Source organism: Microbacterium jepli (assembly GCF_047237905.1).
Taxonomy (GTDB): domain Bacteria; phylum Actinomycetota; class Actinomycetes; order Actinomycetales; family Microbacteriaceae; genus Microbacterium.
In genome coordinates, this window is the sequence record NZ_JBDFLW010000005.1 from 2,019,390 (window position 1) to 2,035,880 (window position 16,491).

Sequence of the window (16,491 nt, forward strand, 5' to 3'; positions counted from 1 at the left end):
ACTCGACGCATGATCTCCACCCTCCGCGGCACGGCCGTGCACATCGAGCCGGATGCCGTGGTGCTCGACGTCGGCGGTGTCGGCTTCACCGTGGCGGTCACGCCCCAGGTCTCGCGGTCGGCGCACCTCGGGCAGACGCTCCACCTGCACACGCAGCTGATCGTCCGCGAGGACGCGTTCTCGCTGTTCGGCTTCTCCAGCCGCGAAGAGCTCGTCGTCTTCGTCCAGCTGCTCAGCGTCTCGGGCGTCGGGCCCAAGTCGGCGCTCGGCGTGCTGTCCGGTCTCAGCGTCGACCAGATCGCCGAGGCCGTCGCCGCCGACGACGACGCGCCCTTCCGCCGGGTCTCGGGCATCGGCCCGAAGACCGCGAAGCTCATCGTCGTGCAGCTCGCCGGCAAGCTGGCGCCCCCGCGGAGCACATCATCGCCGGACGCGTCGCCCGACATCGTCGTGCAGGTGACCCAGGCGCTCGTCGGGCTGGGCTGGTCGGAGCGCGTCGCGGCGGAGGCCGTCGCCGGCGTCGCCGAGGACGCGTCGCCGACCGACCGCGCGTCGGTGCCGGCGCTCCTGCGCCTCACGCTGTCCGTCCTGGGCCCCGCGCGCAAGGAGCCGGTGGGTGGTTGACGTCCGCGACGCCGCCGAGCCGGCCGATGAGACCGAGCTGGCGATCGAAGGAGCGCTGCGCCCGATGTCGCTGGCCGAGTTCGTCGGTCAGCAGAAGGTGCGCGGTCAGCTCCAGCTGCTGCTCGACGCCGCACGCATCCAGGAGCGCGCACCCGACCACATCCTGCTCTCCGGCCCTCCGGGACTCGGCAAGACGACGCTCGCCATGATCGTGGCGCACGAGAGCGGGCGACCGCTGCGCCTGTCGAGCGGTCCGGCCATCCAGCACGCGGGAGACCTCGCCGCGCTCCTCTCGAGCCTCACCCCTGGTGAGGTGCTCTTCATCGACGAGATCCACCGCATGGCGCGTTCTGCGGAGGAGATGCTCTATCTCGCGATGGAGGACTTCCGCATCGACATCATGGTCGGCAAGGGAGCCGGGGCCACCAGCATCCCCCTCGATCTCTCGCCCTTCACCCTCGTCGGTGCGACGACCCGCTCCGGGCTCCTGCCCAACCCGCTGCGCGACCGCTTCGGCTTCACCGCGCACCTCGAGTACTACGAGCCGGAGGAGCTCGAGCGCGTCGTCGAGCGCTCCGCGGCCATGCTGAACGTCGAGCTGCCGCGTTCGGCGCGCGCCGAGATCGCCCGCCGCTCACGCGGAACGCCGCGCATCGCCAACCGTCTGCTGCGGCGCGTGCGCGACTACCTCGTCGTGCACGGCTCGGCCAGCAGCTCCGGCGTCGATCTCGGAACCGTCCGCGCCGCGCTCGAGCTGTACGACGTCGACGACATCGGGCTCGACCGCCTCGACCGCGCCGTGCTCGACGCGCTCGTCCGCCGCTTCCGCGGAGGACCCGTGGGTCTCGGCACGCTGTCGGTCGCCGTGGGGGAGGAGGCCGACACCATCGAGTCGGTGGTGGAGTCCTACCTCGTGCGGATCGGCTTCATCGGCCGGACGCCCCGAGGGCGGATCGCGATGCCCGAGGCCTATGCGCACCTGGGCGTGCCGCACCCCGACGGTGCGCTCAGATTCGATGACCTATAATTCCTGAAGGCTTTCGCCTGATCCCCTTGCATGGCAGTGCCGCCTGGCGCGCCCCACTTGAAAGGTGCCCACCTCTCTCATGAGTTTCGCGGACTTCTTCGGCCAGTACGGCCTGATCATCCTCCTCGTCCTGCTGCTGGTCTTCATGTTCTACTCCTCGCGTCGCCGCGTGCAGAAGCAGAAGGTCGAGCAGGAGCAGAAGGCGCGTCAGACCGTGCCCGGCGCCGAGGTGCTGCTGCAGGGAGGCCTCTACGGCACGATCGTCGAGTTCGACCCCGACAACCTCGACCAGCCCGCGCTCGTCGAGATCGCCCCGGGCGTCGACATCAAGGTGCACAGCCAGGCCATCCTCCGTGTCGTTAACCCCGCTGAGGGTCTCGTGACCGAGGACGAGTTCATCGAGGCCGAGGCCAGCGAAGCCGAGTACATCGCCGGCGTCGCCGGTGGCGACATCACCTCGATCAGCGACGACCAGCGCATCGCCGAGAGCCGTCGCACGACCGCGGACGCCGAGGCACGCATCGACCCCGACGCGCCCGGCACCAAGCCCCAGGCCTGACATCCCGCCCTCCGGGGCGACCGAGAAAGCTGACCCTCCTTGGCCACTTCCACTCCCGTCCGGCATGCCTGGCGTGCGCTGACCGGACTCCTGGTCGTCACCGCGCTGCTCTTCGGCATCAACGCGCTCGGCGTCTACGTCTTCGGCAAGAGCTCCTGGACGCCCGAGCTCGCGCTCGACCTCCAGGGCGGCACGCAGATCATCCTCGCCGCCCAGACCACCGACGGCGCCGACCCCAACCCGGAGCAGCTCGCCCAGGCCGTCACGATCATCCGCCAGCGCGTGGATGCTTCGGGTGTCGGCGAAGCGGATGTGACCACCGAGGGCGGCAAGAACATCGTCGTCCAGATCCCGGGTCAGGCAGACGACGCCACCCGCGAGCGCATCCAGGCCTCGGCTCAGCTGCAGCTGCGCGCGGTGCTGTTCACCGGCTCGCCGGCGACCTCGTTCGTCGGCGACGACGGGCAGGGCACGCCCTACCCGACGCCCGATCCGTCGCTCGCGGCCACGCCGACGGCATCGCCGACCAACGGCAGCGACCCGTCGTGGATCACGCCCAAGCTGCAGGCGGAGTATTTGTCGTACGACTGCGCCGACACGGCCAACGACCCGGCATCCGCTCCCAAGGACCAGCCGCTCATCACGTGTGACGACGCCGGATCGGTGAAGTACATCCTCGGGCCGGTCGAGCTCGACGGGTCGTCGATCTCGGACGCCACGTTCGGGTTGCAGACCACCAACGGCCAGTGGGCCGTCAACCTCAAGTTCAACGACGCCGGCACGGCGACGTTCGGCCAGATCAGCCAGCGTCTGTACGGCGCCACGGCGCCGCTCAACCAGTTCGCGTTCGTCCTCGACGGCAAGGTGCTCTCGGCGCCGTCGATGAACGGGATCATCCTCGACGGCAACCCCAGCATCACCGGAAGCTTCACGCAGGACTCGGCGAAGGTGCTGGCCGACCAGCTGAAGTACGGCGCACTGCCGCTCAGCTTCGAGGTGGTCAGCTCCGACACCATCTCGGCCACCCTCGGCTCCCAGCAGCTGCAGATCGGCCTGATCGCCGGCATCATCGGCCTGATCCTCGTGGCAATCTACTCGCTGATCGTCTACCGCGCGCTCGGCTTCGTCATCATCGCGTCCCTCGCGGTGATGGGTGTGCTGTCGTATGTGGCGCTGTGCATCCTCGCGTGGCGCATGGGCTTCCGCCTGTCGCTCGCCGGTGTCGCGGGCCTCATCGTGACGATCGGCTTCACCGCCGACTCGTTCATCGTGTACTTCGAGCGCATCCGAGACGAGCTGCGCGACGGGAAGTCGATCACCGGCGCCGTCGAGGACGGCTGGTCGCGTGCGCGCCGCACGATCTACATCTCGAAGTCGATCAACATCCTGGCCGCGATCGTGCTGTACATCCTCGCCGATGCCACGGTGAAGGGCTTCGCCTTCACGCTCGGTCTCACGACGGTCATCGACATCCTGATCTTCATCCTGTTCACGCACCCCGTGATGCAGCTGCTCGCCCGCACCCGCTTCTTCGGCTCCGGTCACCCGCTGTCGGGCATGGACCCGAACGCCCTCGGTGCGGTCTATCGCGGACGCGCGGAGTTCCGCGCCCCCGCGGTCGCCGCCGGGTCGCAGGCGCGCAGGACGGCGAAGTCCCGCGGCGAGGCCGAGCGCCGTCAGACGATCGCCGAGCGCAAGCGGGCGGAGCAGGCTGCCGCAGGCCGCAGAAGCGCCACATCGGATTCGACCGCGAAGGAGGGGGACGACTGATGCGCTCCATGAATCAGCTCGGCAACGACCTCTACACCGGCAAGACGTCCTTCCCGTTCGTCGGCCGCCGGCGCGTGTGGTTCATCATCGCGGCCGTCCTCGTCATCGCCTCGGTGCTTGTGCCGCTCGTGCGGCCGGTGCAGTTCTCCATCGAGTTCACCGGCGGGTCGCAGTTCACGGTGTCGGGCGTCGAGTCGCCCGACCAGGCGCTGGCCACCGAAGCCGTCACGGGCGTCGTCGCCACCGCCACGACGAAGGTCACCACGGTCGGCACGTCGGCCGTCCGGGTGCAGACCGACCAGCTCACGCCGGAGGAGACCCGCGCGGTCACCACGGCTCTCGCCGACGCCTACAGCGTCCCGGAGAGCGAGGTCACGGCATCCTTCATCGGGCCCAGCTGGGGAGCGGACGTCACCCGTCAGTCCCTCTGGGGCCTGGCCATCTTCCTCGCCCTGACCTTCATCATCCTGGCGCTGTACTTCCGCACGTGGAAGATGTCCGCCGCGGCGATCGTCGGCGTCGTCGATGTGCTCATCATCACGATCGGCGTGTACGCGGCAGCCGGCTTCGAGATCTCGCCCGCCGCCGTCATCGGGTTCCTGACGATCCTGTCGTACTCGCTGTACGACACGACGGTCGTCTTCGACAAGATCCGCGAGAACACGAGGGAAGACGGTGAGATCTCCGGTCGCACCTTCGGCGAGTCGGTGAACCTCGCGGTCAACCAGACGCTGATCCGCTCGATCAATACGACCGTCGTCGCGATCCTCCCCGTCGGCGCGATCCTGTTCATCGGCGCCTTCGCGTTCGGCGCGCAGACCCTCAGCGACATCTCGCTGTCGATCTTCGTCGGAACGATCGTCGCCGCCTACTCGACGATCTTCGTGGCCGCTCCGCTGTACTCGCTGTTCCGCGAGAACGAGCCCGCCACGAAGGCGCGGGATGCCCGCGTGCGGGCCTCGCGTGAGAAGGCGGGCATACCCGCCTAGGCATCCTGACGCCCGCGAGCCGGGCGTAGGATGGGGAGATTCGACCGGAGGGGGCGAGATCGCGTGACCGAGACCGTTCCGGCCCCGTCGTCGTCGCTGCGCCGGCTCGTTCCGCGCATCTTCTCGCGCTCGGCACGACGCGACGACGTCGAGCAGCTGATGCGGACGGTGCGCACGCACCATCCGAAGGGCGATCTGGCGATCATCGAGCGCGCCTACGCGGTCGCGCAGCGTGCGCACGAAGGCCAGAAGCGGCAGAGCGGTGAGCCGTACATCACGCACCCGCTCGCCGTCGCGCAGATCCTGGCCGACCTCGGGCTGGGCCCGAAAGCGATCGCCGCCGCACTCCTGCACGACACGGTGGAGGACACCGACTACAGCCTCGACGACCTGACGGCCGAGTTCGGCGACGAGGTCGCCATGCTCGTGGACGGCGTGACCAAGCTCGACAAGGTCAAGTACGGCGAGAGCGCGCAGGCCGAGACGGTCCGCAAGATGATCGTCGCGATGTCGCGCGACATCCGCGTGCTGCTCATCAAGCTCGCCGACCGCCTGCACAACGCCCGCACGTGGGGCTTCGTGCCGCCGGAGAAGTCGCGTCGCAAGGCGACCGAGACGATCGAGATCTACGCTCCGCTGGCCCACCGGCTCGGCATCCAGGCGATCAAGTCGGAGCTGGAGGACCTGTCGTTCGCGGTCCTGCACCCGAAGCTCTACGCCGAGATCGAGAGCCTCGTCAAGCAGCGCACACCGCAGCGCGAGCAGTACGTGCACAGCGTCATCGACGCGGTCGACGCCGATCTGCGCGATCTCCGCATCCGCGGGCGCGTGATGGGGCGGCCCAAGCAGCTCTACTCCGTGTACCAGAAGATGGTGGTGCGCGGTCGCGAGTTCGACGACATCTACGACCTCATCGGCATCCGCGTGCTCGTGAACACGGTGCGGGACTGCTACGCCGTGCTGGGCTCCCTGCACGCGCGATGGACGCCGCTGCCCGGTCGATTCAAGGACTACATCGCGACGCCGAAGTTCAACCTCTACCAGTCGCTGCACACCACGGTGATCGGGCCGGGCGGACGCACCGTCGAGATCCAGATCCGCACCAACGAGATGCACCAGCAGGCCGAATACGGTGTCGCAGCGCACTGGAAGTACAAGGAGCGGATGACCGGGGGCAAGACGGACGACAAGTCCGTCGACGCCGACATGGTCTGGCTCGCGCACATCTCCGACTGGCAGGCCGAGACCGCCGATCCCGGCGAGTTCCTCGACTCCCTGCGCTTCGAGATCGGCGCCAAAGAGGTCTACGTCTTCACGCCGAAGGGGCGTGTGATCGGCCTGCCCACCGGCGCGACCCCGGTCGACTTCGCGTATGCGGTGCACACCGAGATCGGCCACCGCACGATGGGCGCCAAGGTCAATGGACGTCTCGTGCCGCTCGAGTCCGAGCTGCAGTCCGGCGATGTCGTCGAGGTCTTCACCTCCAAGAACCCCGACGCCGGCCCCAGCCAGGACTGGCTCGGCTTCGTCAAGAGCACGCGCGCGCGCAACAAGATCCGCGGCTGGTTCACGAAGGAGCGCCGCGAGGAGGCCGTCGAGCAGGGCAAGGAGGCCATCGCCCGCGCGATGCGTCGACAGAACCTGCCGCTGCAGCGGCTGATGAGCCAGGACTCGTTCGCGGATGTCGCGCGGCAGCTGCGCTACGAGGACGTCTCGGCGCTCTACGCCGCCGTCGGCGAGGGTCACGTCTCGACCCAGTCGGTGATCGAGAAGGTCACCGCGCTGGTCAGCTCGAACGACACCTCCACGGGTCCCATCGATCTGCCGGGCGTCGGACGCTCGCGCCGACCGCGCGACGGCGACTCCGGCGTTCTGGTGCGCGGCGCGCCCGACATCCTCGTCAAGCTCGCCAAGTGCTGCACGCCGGTGCCGGGCGACGAGGTCGTCGGCTTCGTGACGCGGGGGAGCGGCGTGTCGGTGCACCGCGCGGACTGCACGAACGTCAAGTCGCTGTTGGACGACCCGGAGCGCGTCATCGAGGTCGAGTGGGCTCCGACGACCAAGAGCGTGTTCCTCGTTCAGATCCAGGTCGAGGCCCTCGATCGCTCCGGACTGCTCAGCGACGTCACTCGCGTCCTCAGCGAGCATCACGTGAACATCCTCTCCGCGACGGTGTCGACCACGAACGACCGTCTGGCCCTCAGCCGCTTCGTGTTCGAGATGGGCGACATCGTGCATCTCGATCGCGTGCTGAACGCCGTCCGTCGTATCGACGCCGTCTACGACGTCTACCGCGTCACGACGTCGTAGTCCGGCGTCCTCACCTCCTCGACCGACGCTGTCGCGTCCACGGCTGACGCCACCCCGTCGCCGCCTCCCTTCCGCATCATGTCCACCTCCACCGCCTGCGCTCGCGCCTCGAGACCCGCCAGGAGCGCGAGCGCCGAGCGTTTGCGGGGGAGCGGACCGTGCGCCTCGAGCCACGCTGTCGCACGGCCGACGAGCCCGGGGTCGGCGTCGGCCATCAGTCGCGCGGCGATCGTGTGCGCGTCGTCGGGAGTGCGCGCGCAGTCGGCCAGCGTGCGCACGGGATCGGTCACCTTCACCCCGCCGAGCAGCATCACATCGTCGGGGGACACGCGCAGATCGCGGTAGATCAGTCGTCGGTCTATGACCTGGTGGATCCGCCGGGCGACCGCGCGCTGGACGGTGTGGCGCGCGGGCGGTTCGGCGAGGGCGCCGTGCACCCATGCCGCCGACAGATGCGTGGCGGCGAGTGTGTCGCCCAGCAGGCCCTGCAGCGACGCAGCCCGGAGCGCGGTCGTCTCGACGGCGTCCGCCGGGATCCACCCCTCGCCGAGCTCCACCACGTGCCCGTCGAGGCGTGCGGCACACAGTTCGGGACCGGAGAGCCGTGCACCGGCGAAGTAGAGGAACGGGGAGGTCATGCACGCCAGCGTGGCGCAGACGCAGCATCCATGGGACGACGTCGCTCCCGAATGTGGAGAGCCGGTCGTCCCCCGGGTGAGGGGGAGGACCGGCTCTCCGAGTACGCGGATGCCGCGGGTCAGCCGCCGACGGCGCGGAGCCAGGCCTTGCGGGCCTCGAGCGCCTCGGCGGCGCGTGCCTGCGCCTTCTTGTCGCCCGACGCGGTGGCCGCGGCGAGCTCCTGCTCGAGCTTCTCGATGGCGTCGGTGAGCTGGCGCGTCATGTCGTTGGCGCGCGCCTTCGTCTCGGGGTTGTTGCGCTTCCACTCCACGTCTTCGCGACCGCGCAGCGCGGTCTCGATCTTGCGCAGCTCGTCGTCCAGAGCGCGCTCCTTGTCACGAGGGAAGATGCGTCCGATCTCGTCCCAGCGACGCTGGATGCCCGTCAGGAGCGTGCGGGCCTTGCCGGGGTTGGACTCGTCGGCGACGGTGCGGGCCTCGGCGAGCAGCTCGCGCTTGGCGGCGATCTTCTCCTGCGAGGCCTCGGTCTCGGCGGCCTCGCGCTCCCCGCGGGCGGCGTACAGCGCGTCACCGGCGGCCTTGAAGCGCGCCCACAGGGCATCGTCGACCTTCTTGCCTGCGCGGCCGGCCGTCTTCCACTGGTCGAGCAGCTCGCGGTACGCGCCGATGCCGTCCTCGCCCTTGGGCGCCAGGGCCTCGGCCTTCTCGACGAGCCGGGTCTTGCGCTCCTTTACCCCCTTGTGCTCCTCGTCGAGGCCGGCGTAGAACTCGCGACGGTGCTTGTCGACGATCGAGCGGGCGTCGCGGAATCGCTTCCACAGCTGCTGGCCGGTCGACCGGGGGAGCCGGGGACCGTCCTGCTGGTGCGCCTGCCACTGGGCGAACAGCGAGGCGAGATCGGCGGAAGCCTGCTTCCACTGGATGCTCTTCGGGTCGCGGGCCGCAAGGGCCTCGGCCTTCTCGACGAGCTCCGTGCGGAAGCGCACGGCCTCCTGCACCGCCTCCTTGGCCGCAGCGGCCTCCGACTCTGAATCGGCCGCGAGCTCGGAGGTGAGCACGCTCAGGCGCGCATCCAGCTTCGCGAGGTCGCCGACGGCGGCGGCGCCGACGACGCGGCCGCGCAGCGCCTCGGCGGTGAATCGCAGGTCGGAGGCAGAGGCGCCGCCGGCGCGATGACGGCCCTCGAGGAGCGTCACCTCGCTGGCGAGGTCGGAGAACTTCCGCTCGAAGTACGCGAGGGCCTCGGCGGGCGTCCCGTCGGGGTACTGGCCGACGACGCGCCACTCGGATCCTTCGCGGACGGATACGGTGCCGTCGTCCTCGACGCGGCCCCAGGGCTCGCTCGGAGCGGACTCCGATGCGGCGGAAGCGGGCGCCGCCGGCTGGGGTGCGCGCGGAAGCGGGGGGCGGGGAGCCGGCCGCGGCGACGGGCTCGGCCGCGGCGCGGGGGTGGCAGCGGGCGCCGGAGCGACGGCGGCCGCCTCGTCAGCGGGCTCGGTATCAGCCGGAGCCTCGTCGGCGGGCGCGGCGTCAGCCGAAGCGTCAGCCGGAGCGTCAGCCGGAGCCTGGTCTGCCGGAACAGAGGCGGATGCTGCGGCCGGGGCCTCGGCGGACGAGGAGACCTCGATGTCGGGGTCCTCGCCGGTGACCTCTGCGGCGCCTGTCCCTGCGGGCTCGGTCTCGTCGACTGCCGTCTCGACCGTGGAGGGTGCCTCTGCGCCGGCGGGCACCTCGACGTCGGGCGCCTCGGCGATGACGCTCGCGACGGCGTCTGCGGCGGACGACTCCTCGGGAGCCTCCTCCGCGGCCGCGGGCGCTTCGTCGGCGGACACGTCGGCGCCCGTGCCGGCGGTGTCGACGGGGGACGTCTCGTCGACGGGGGACGTCTCGTCCACGGGGGTCGCGGACTCCTCGGCGGGCGTCGCGACGCCTTCCGGGGTCTCGGGCTGGACGGGAGTGGAATCTGCGGCGGCAGTCACGGGAGGCACCTCAATGCGGCACACGCCGCCTGTGGGGGATGAACGCGATCGAGCCTACCGGTGGGTCCGCACCGCCGGGAATCCCGCGATCAGGGCGCGGTGGTGGGCGACGCGGCGGGGTCGGGGACCTCGGTCGGGACGGGCGCGTCGGTGGGCGCGGGCTCCTCGGTCGGCGCGGGCACGTCGTCGGACGGCACTGTGGCGGAGGGCGCGGGCGACTCCACCGGAGGCGGCACACCGGGGCCCGCCACGTAGTAGGCGGTCTGCAGACCCGCGATGCCGAGGATCACGAGCCCGCCGATGATGCCGAACAGGAGGTTGTCGCGCCGGCGGCGGCGGATCAGCCCGTCGTGGAAGGCCAGCCGGGCCTTGTACAGGCGGGCCCGTTCGCGTTCGGCGCGCGTGCCGCGCTCCCTGCCCCCGCTGGTGGTCACGCCGGCCCCTCTCGGTCGCGGATCCTCCGGACGCGGACGATCCTACGGCGCGGCGCGGCGGCGGTCCAAAACCGTGAGGGGGTCGCAGGCGGCAGGAGACGACCGGGCGTCGGATGCCGCGACTAGCCTGGACGGGTGACTCCGACCTCCGCGTTGTTCCAGGGCCAGACGCCCCTGGCGGTGCGGATGAGGCCGACCTCCCTCGACGAAGTCGCCGGGCAGTCTCACCTGCTCCGGCCCGGCTCGCCGCTCGTGGCGCTGGCGAATGCGGATGCCGCGGCATCCGCTGTCTCGGTCATCCTCTGGGGTCCTCCCGGCACCGGCAAGACGACGCTCGCGCAGGCGATCGCCCGCTCGTCGGGACGGCGTTTCGTCGAGCTCTCGGCCGTCACCGCCGGGGTGAAGGACGTCCGCGAGGTGATGCAGGAGGCGCTCACCCAGCGCGACCTGTACGGGCAGTCAACGATCCTCTTCCTCGACGAGATCCACCGCTTCACGAAGGCCCAGCAGGACGCACTGCTGCCCGGCGTCGAGAACGGGTGGGTCATCCTCATCGCCGCCACCACCGAGAACCCCTCGTTCTCCGTGATCTCGCCGCTGCTGTCGCGCTCCCTCCTCCTCACGCTGCGTGCGCTGAGCGATGACGACCTCGGCGCGCTCGTCGACCGTGCGGTCAGCGACCCGCGGGGCCTCGCCGGCTCCGTCGTGCTCGACGACGAGGCGCGGACATCGGTCATCCGGCTGGCATCGGGCGACGCCCGTCGCGCTCTGACGGCGCTCGAGGCCGCCTCGTCGATGGCCGAGCCGGTCGAGGGGTCGGACGAGCCGCCGGTGGTCACGGCCGAGCACATCGCTCAAGCGGTCGATCGCGCGCTGCTGCGGTACGACCGCCAGGGCGACGAACACTACGACGTCATCAGCGCCTTCATCAAGTCGATCCGCGGTTCGGACGTCGATGCGGCGATGCACTACCTCGCGCGCATGGTCGAGGCGGGGGAGGACCCCCGCTTCATCGCGCGGCGGCTGGTCATCTCCGCCGCGGAGGACATCGGGCTCGCCGATCCGCAGGCGCTGCAGATCGCCGTCGCGGCCGCCGACGCCGTGGCGTTCATCGGCATGCCGGAGGGGCGCATCCCGCTCGCCGAGGCGACCGCCTACCTCGCGACGACCGCGAAGTCGAACGCCGCCTACAACGCCATCAACCAGGCCATCGCCGACGTGCGCGCCGGCGGTTTCGGCCGCGTGCCGGCGCCGCTCCGCGACGCGCACTACCCGGGGGCGAAGCGCCTCGGACACGGCAAGGGCTACCGCTACCCGCACGACAGCGAGATCGGCATCGTTCCGCAGCAGCACCTCCCCGAGGAGCTGCGCGGACGCCGCTACTACGAGCCGACGAACCACGGGGCGGAACGCGACGTGCAGGCCCGGCTCGAGAAGATCCGGCGGATCCTCGACGGTCGGTGAGGCGTTTCGACTCGCTGCGCTCGCTCAACGGGCGGGGCTGGTAGGCTGAATCGGCTCGAAACGCTGTTTTCGGGCATCCCCTCTCCTCTCGATCCACCTTTCGGCGTGCCCCGGCGTGCAGTCCGAGCAGGGCGAGGAGAAGCGGATACGTCCGTGAGCCGCGACAGTCGCGGCCACGTCATCGGAAGGAGAACTTCGTGGCTACGAAGTCCCAGGACCGCCGCAAGGTCCGCCTGTCACGCGCACTCGGCATCGCGCTGACCCCCAAGGCCGCCCGCTACCTCGAGAAGCGTCCGTACGCTCCCGGCGAGCACGGCCGCACCAAGCGCAAGCAGGACAGCGACTACGCCGTCCGTCTTCGCGAGAAGCAGCGTCTGCGCGAGCAGTACGGCATCCGCGAGAAGCAGATGCGCAACACGTTCAACGAGGCCCGCCGCAAGGACGGCCTGACCGGTGAGAACCTGGTCGAGCTGCTCGAGATGCGTCTGGACGCGCTCGTCGTGCGCTCCGGCTTCGCCCGCACCACCGCGCAGGCGCGTCAGATGGTCGTGCACCGCCACATCCTGGTCGACGGCGACCTCGTGGACCGCCCGTCCTTCCGCGTCAAGCCCGGACAGCTCATCCACGTCAAGGCCAAGTCCGAGGGCACCGAGCCCTTCCAGGTCGCAGCCGCCGGCGGTCACGCCGACGTCCTGCCCCCGGTCCCGGGCTACCTCGAGGTCGAGCTCGACAAGCTGCAGGCGCGCCTCGTGCGTCGCCCCAAGCGCGCCGAAGTGCCCGTCACCTGTGACGTGCAGCTCGTCGTCGAGTACTATGCCGCTCGCTGAGACCCGCTGCCCGCCGACACCGTCGGCAGCGCACACGAAGGACGCCGGTCACCCGGCGTCCTTCGTCGTTTCCGCCTACGATGGGGACACCGCGCCCGCGGCCCACACGCTTAGGAAGTGATGACTGTGAAGAGTCTGCTCTGGTTCCTGCTCGGCATCGGCGGCGGCTTCGTCGCCGCGCACCTCGTCAACAAGGACCCGCGGGGGCATGAGCTCCTCGCCGAGGTCGACTCGCGCATCAGCGAGTTCACCGACGCCGTGGGTGACGCCTACCGCGAGCAGGAGTCCCGCTTCTCCGAGATCGTGGGCGGGGTGCGCGGCGCAGCCGCCGACGCCCTCGACTCCGCCAAGGGGGTCGCGTCCGACGTCGTCGACAAGGCGAAGGATGCCGCGTCCGACGTATCCGACAAGGCGCAGGATGTCGCGTCCGACGCCGCCGACAAGGCCCAGGATGTCGCCGACAAGGCCAAGGATGTGGCATCCGATGCGGCTGACAAGGCCGAAGACGTCGCATCCGACGCAGCCGACAAGGCGCAGGATGTGGCATCCGACGCCCACGAGACCGTCAAGGTCGCCGGCGAGGAGACGCACGACGCCACCCGCGAGGCCATCGAGCACGTGAAGCAGGCGGCCGACGAGGCGCACAACGCCGCGGGCTCCGACAAGAACTGACCCCCTTCGCACGCAGACCTCGGGCGACCGAGGTCTGAGCCCTGCCCTGACAAGGACGACATGCAGACCGCCGAGATCGCCTCCCGCTTCCTGGACTTCTTCGAGAAGCGGGGGCACACCATCGTGCCGTCGGCCTCGCTCGTCGCCGACGACCCGGCGCTGCTGTTCACCGTCGCCGGCATGGTGCCGTTCATCCCGTACCTGAGCGGTGTCGTCCCGCCGCCGTATCCGCGCGCGGCCGACGTGCAGAAGTGCATCCGCACGAACGACATCGAAGAGGTCGGCAAAACCCCGCGGCACGGCACCTTCTTCCAGATGCTGGGCAACTGGTCGTTCGGCGACTACTTCAAGGCCGACGCCATCCGCTACGCGTGGGAGCTGCTGACCGGCCCCGAGTCGGACGGCGGTCTCGGGTTCGACCCGAAGGACCTGTGGGTCACCGTCTACAAGGACGACGACGAGGCCTACGGGCTGTGGCGCGACATCGCGGGCCTCCCCGAGGACCGCATCCAGCGTCTGGACAAGGACACCAACTACTGGAGCACCGGGCTCCCGGGCCCTGCAGGACCCTGCTCGGAGATCTTCTACGACCAGGGACCCGAGTACGGCGTCGACGGCGGACCCGCCACAGATGACGACCGCTACGTCGAGATCTGGAACCTCGTCTTCATGCAGTACGAGATCACCAACGTGACCTCGAAGTACGACTTCGACATCGTCGGCGAGCTGCCCAACCGCAACATCGACACGGGCATGGGACTCGAGCGCATCGCCTTCATCAAGCAGGGCGTGCAGAACATGTATGAGACCGACCAGGTGCGTCCGGTGCTCGACGTCGCCGCGACGCTCTCGGGCAAGACCTACGGCGCCGACCACGAGGACGACGTTCGGCTGCGCATCATCGCCGACCACGTGCGGTCCTCCCTGATGCTGCTGTCGGACGGCGTCACGCCCTCCAACGAGGGCCGGGGCTACATCCTCCGCCGCATCATGCGGCGCGCCATCCGTTCGATGCGCCTCCTGGGCGTGGAGGGTGCGAGCTTCCCCGAGCTGTTCGCCGCATCGCGCGACGCGATGAAGGCGGCCTACCCAGAGGTCGAGACGGAGTACGCGCGGCTGTCGACCTACGCGATCGCCGAGGAGCAGACGTTCCTCCGCACGCTGGCGGCGGGCTCCAGCATCCTGGATCAGTCCGTCGCACAGACGAAGGATGCCGGGGGCACCGCCCTGTCGGGATCGGAGGCGTTCCTCCTCCACGACACGTACGGCTTCCCCATCGACCTCACCCTCGAGATCGCCGAGGAGGCCGGGCTGACGGTCGACCGCGACGCCTTCGACTCCCTCATGCTCGAGCAGCGGACCCGCGCCAAGGCCGACGCCCGCGCGCGCAAGGGCACCATCGCCGACCAGAGCGTCTACCGCGAGGTGCGCGCGCAGGGCGAGACGGTCTTCACCGGCTACACCGATCTGGAGACCGAGTCGAGCGTGCTCGGGATCCTCGTGGACGGCCGTTCCGTCGACCGCGCGGTGCAGGGCCAGATCGCCGAGGTGATCCTCGCCGAGACGTCGCTCTACGCCGAGTCCGGCGGTCAGGTCGCCGACAAGGGCGTCATCGTCGGACCGGGCTTCGAGCTCGAGGTGCTCGACGTGCAGCGCCCGGTGCCGGGGCTCATCAGCCACACCGTCGAGGTCTCCATCGGCGAGGTCGGCGTGGGGCAGCCCGCGACGTCGGTCGTCGACGCGGTCAACCGTCACTCCGCGCAGCAGGCCCACTCGGCCACACACCTCGTGCACGCCGCGATCCGCGACACGCTCGGGCGCAGCGCCACCCAGACCGGCTCGCTCAACCGCGCCGGCTACATGCGCTTCGACTTCAACTGGAGCTCCGCCCTGTCTCCGGAGACCCGCTCGGAGATCGAGGAGATCGCCAACAACGCGGTGCGGGACAACCTCGAGGTGACCACGCGGGTCATGTCGCTCGACGAGGCGAAGGCCGCCGGCGCCATGGCCCTGTTCGGCGAGAAGTACGGCACCACCGTGCGGATGGTCGACATCGGCGGTCCATGGTCGCGCGAGCTCTGCGGTGGCACGCACGTGGCGCGCAGCTCCGAGATCGGGCTCGTGAACCTCGTCGGCGAATCGTCCGTCGGCGCCTCCAACCGACGCGTCGAGGCCCTCGTCGGACTCGACGCCTTCCGCGACCTGGCCGCCGAGCGCGCCATCGTCTCCCAGCTCACGTCGACGCTCAAGACGCCCCGCGATCAGCTGGCCACGCGCATCGCGGAGCTCTCCGCGAACCTCAAGGCCGCGGAGAAGAAGATCGCCGCCTTCGAGGCCCGGGCGATGGCCGATCGCGCCCCCGCCCTCGCGCAGAAGGCGGCGGATGCCGGAGGCATCAGCCTCGTCGCGGAGTCGATCGGGGCCGCGGGCTCCGGCGATGACGTCCGCACCCTGGCGCTGCAGGTGCGCGACCGCCTCGGCACGGCGCCCGGCGCGGTGGCCCTCGGCGCGGTCGTGAACGACCGGCCCGTCGTCATCGTCGCGACCAACGAGCCCGGCCGCGGCGCCGGCGCGAAGGCCGGTGCGCTTGCGAAGCTCGCCGCCGGCGTGCTGGGCGGCGGCGGAGGAGGCCGCGACGATGTCGCGCAGGGTGGGGGAGCGGACGCCGCGCAGCTGCCCGCCGCACTCGCGGCCATCCGCACCGCGCTGGAGTCGGCGACCCGGTGACGGACTTCCGCCGCGGCGTCCGCATCGGCGTGGACGTGGGCAAGGCCCGCGTCGGGGTCGCCCGCAGCGACCCCGACGGCCTGCTCGCCGTCCCCGTCGAGACGGTGCTGCGCGCGAAGGCCGCCGTGGCGCGGATCACGGCCCTCGCGGAGGAGTACTCGGCGACGGAGATCCTCGTCGGGCTGCCGCTGAACATGCGGGGTGAGGACACCGCCTCGACGCAGGATGCGCGGGACTTCGCGGCGGCGGTGGCCGCGGCATCCGTCGTCCCGGTCCGCCTCGTCGACGAGCGCCTGAGCACCGTGTCGGCGCACGCGGCGCTGAGAGATGCGGGCAGATCCCAGCGAAACTCTCGTAGCATTGTCGATCAGGTCGCGGCGGTCGTCCTGCTGCAGCAGGCTCTCGACGTCGAGAAGAGCAGCGGCCGACCACCCGGAACGCCCGTCCCCCCGGCCCAGGAGCCCGCCTGAC

General features: G+C 70.3%; 14 protein-coding genes. 11 read left to right on the forward strand and 3 right to left on the reverse strand.

Annotated features, from left to right (window positions below):
• Positions 1-9: 9 nt before the first annotated feature.
• The 6 genes from ruvA (at position 10) to ABC304_RS13880 (ending at position 7,279) form a co-directional block, all read left to right on the forward strand.
• The gene (ruvA, locus tag ABC304_RS13855) at positions 10-624 is read left to right on the forward strand and encodes a Holliday junction branch migration protein RuvA (protein WP_412931467.1); all 615 of its coding nucleotides are present in this window, start codon (positions 10-12) and stop codon (positions 622-624) included.
• The gene (gene ruvB, locus ABC304_RS13860) at positions 617-1,651 is read left to right on the forward strand and encodes a Holliday junction branch migration DNA helicase RuvB (RefSeq protein ID WP_412931469.1); all 1,035 of its coding nucleotides are present in this window, start codon (positions 617-619) and stop codon (positions 1,649-1,651) included. The genes ruvA and ruvB overlap by 8 nt, the downstream gene beginning before the upstream one ends.
• Before the next feature lie 64 nt (positions 1,652-1,715).
• Positions 1,716-2,210, forward strand: coding sequence for a preprotein translocase subunit YajC (locus ABC304_RS13865; protein ID WP_412931471.1), 495 nt, complete (start codon positions 1,716-1,718; stop codon positions 2,208-2,210).
• Positions 2,211-2,249: 39 nt separating this feature from the next.
• Complete coding sequence (secD, locus tag ABC304_RS13870) at positions 2,250-3,980, forward strand: protein translocase subunit SecD (protein WP_412931472.1); 1,731 nt, start codon at positions 2,250-2,252, stop codon at positions 3,978-3,980.
• Positions 3,980-4,969: a protein translocase subunit SecF gene (gene secF / locus ABC304_RS13875; RefSeq protein ID WP_412931474.1), complete on the forward strand. Its 990-nt coding sequence runs from the start codon at positions 3,980-3,982 to the stop codon at positions 4,967-4,969. Before secD ends, secF begins: the two co-directional genes overlap by 1 nt.
• 30 nt (positions 4,970-4,999) lie before the next feature.
• Positions 5,000-7,279: a RelA/SpoT family protein gene (locus ABC304_RS13880; protein WP_412931476.1), complete on the forward strand. Its 2,280-nt coding sequence runs from the start codon at positions 5,000-5,002 to the stop codon at positions 7,277-7,279.
• Here the strand turns inward: ABC304_RS13880 and ABC304_RS13885 are convergent.
• The 3 genes from ABC304_RS13885 to ABC304_RS13895 all read right to left on the reverse strand — a co-directional run bounded on the left by ABC304_RS13885 (position 7,258) and on the right by ABC304_RS13895 (position 10,330).
• Positions 7,258-7,917: a type IV toxin-antitoxin system AbiEi family antitoxin gene (locus ABC304_RS13885; RefSeq protein WP_412931477.1), complete on the reverse strand. Its 660-nt coding sequence runs from the start codon at positions 7,915-7,917 to the stop codon at positions 7,258-7,260. The two genes, ABC304_RS13880 and ABC304_RS13885, sit on opposite strands and share 22 nt — an antisense overlap.
• A 119-nt stretch (positions 7,918-8,036) precedes the next feature.
• Positions 8,037-9,896 (reverse strand): DUF349 domain-containing protein, encoded by a 1,860-nt coding sequence (locus tag ABC304_RS13890; RefSeq protein ID WP_412931478.1) that lies wholly within the window; start codon positions 9,894-9,896, stop codon positions 8,037-8,039.
• 89 nt (positions 9,897-9,985) lie between these two features.
• Positions 9,986-10,330, reverse strand: coding sequence for a dioxygenase (locus ABC304_RS13895; RefSeq protein ID WP_412931479.1), 345 nt, complete (start codon positions 10,328-10,330; stop codon positions 9,986-9,988).
• 186 nt (positions 10,331-10,516) lie between these two features.
• Here ABC304_RS13895 and ABC304_RS13900 point away from each other — a divergent pair, with 186 nt between their 5' ends.
• The 5 genes from ABC304_RS13900 to ruvX all read left to right on the forward strand — a co-directional run bounded on the left by ABC304_RS13900 (position 10,517) and on the right by ruvX (position 16,490).
• The gene (locus tag ABC304_RS13900; protein ID WP_412932953.1) at positions 10,517-11,794 is read left to right on the forward strand and encodes a replication-associated recombination protein A; all 1,278 of its coding nucleotides are present in this window, start codon (positions 10,517-10,519) and stop codon (positions 11,792-11,794) included.
• A gap of 197 nt (positions 11,795-11,991) precedes the next feature.
• Positions 11,992-12,621 carry a 30S ribosomal protein S4 gene (rpsD, locus tag ABC304_RS13905; RefSeq protein WP_412931481.1) on the forward strand — a complete coding sequence of 210 codons (630 nt, stop codon included), beginning with the start codon at positions 11,992-11,994 and terminating at the stop codon, positions 12,619-12,621.
• A 120-nt stretch (positions 12,622-12,741) separates the two neighbouring features.
• On the forward strand, positions 12,742-13,293 hold the full coding sequence (locus ABC304_RS13910) for a hypothetical protein (protein ID WP_412931483.1): 552 nt from the start codon (positions 12,742-12,744) through the stop codon (positions 13,291-13,293).
• 60 nt (positions 13,294-13,353) lie between these two features.
• Positions 13,354-16,020 carry an alanine--tRNA ligase gene (gene alaS, locus ABC304_RS13915; protein ID WP_412931484.1) on the forward strand — a complete coding sequence of 889 codons (2,667 nt, stop codon included), beginning with the start codon at positions 13,354-13,356 and terminating at the stop codon, positions 16,018-16,020.
• A complete protein-coding gene (gene ruvX / locus ABC304_RS13920; RefSeq protein ID WP_412931485.1) occupies positions 16,017-16,490 on the forward strand; it encodes a Holliday junction resolvase RuvX in 474 nt (157 codons plus the stop codon). The genes alaS and ruvX overlap by 4 nt, the downstream gene beginning before the upstream one ends.
• Position 16,491 lies beyond the last annotated feature (1 nt).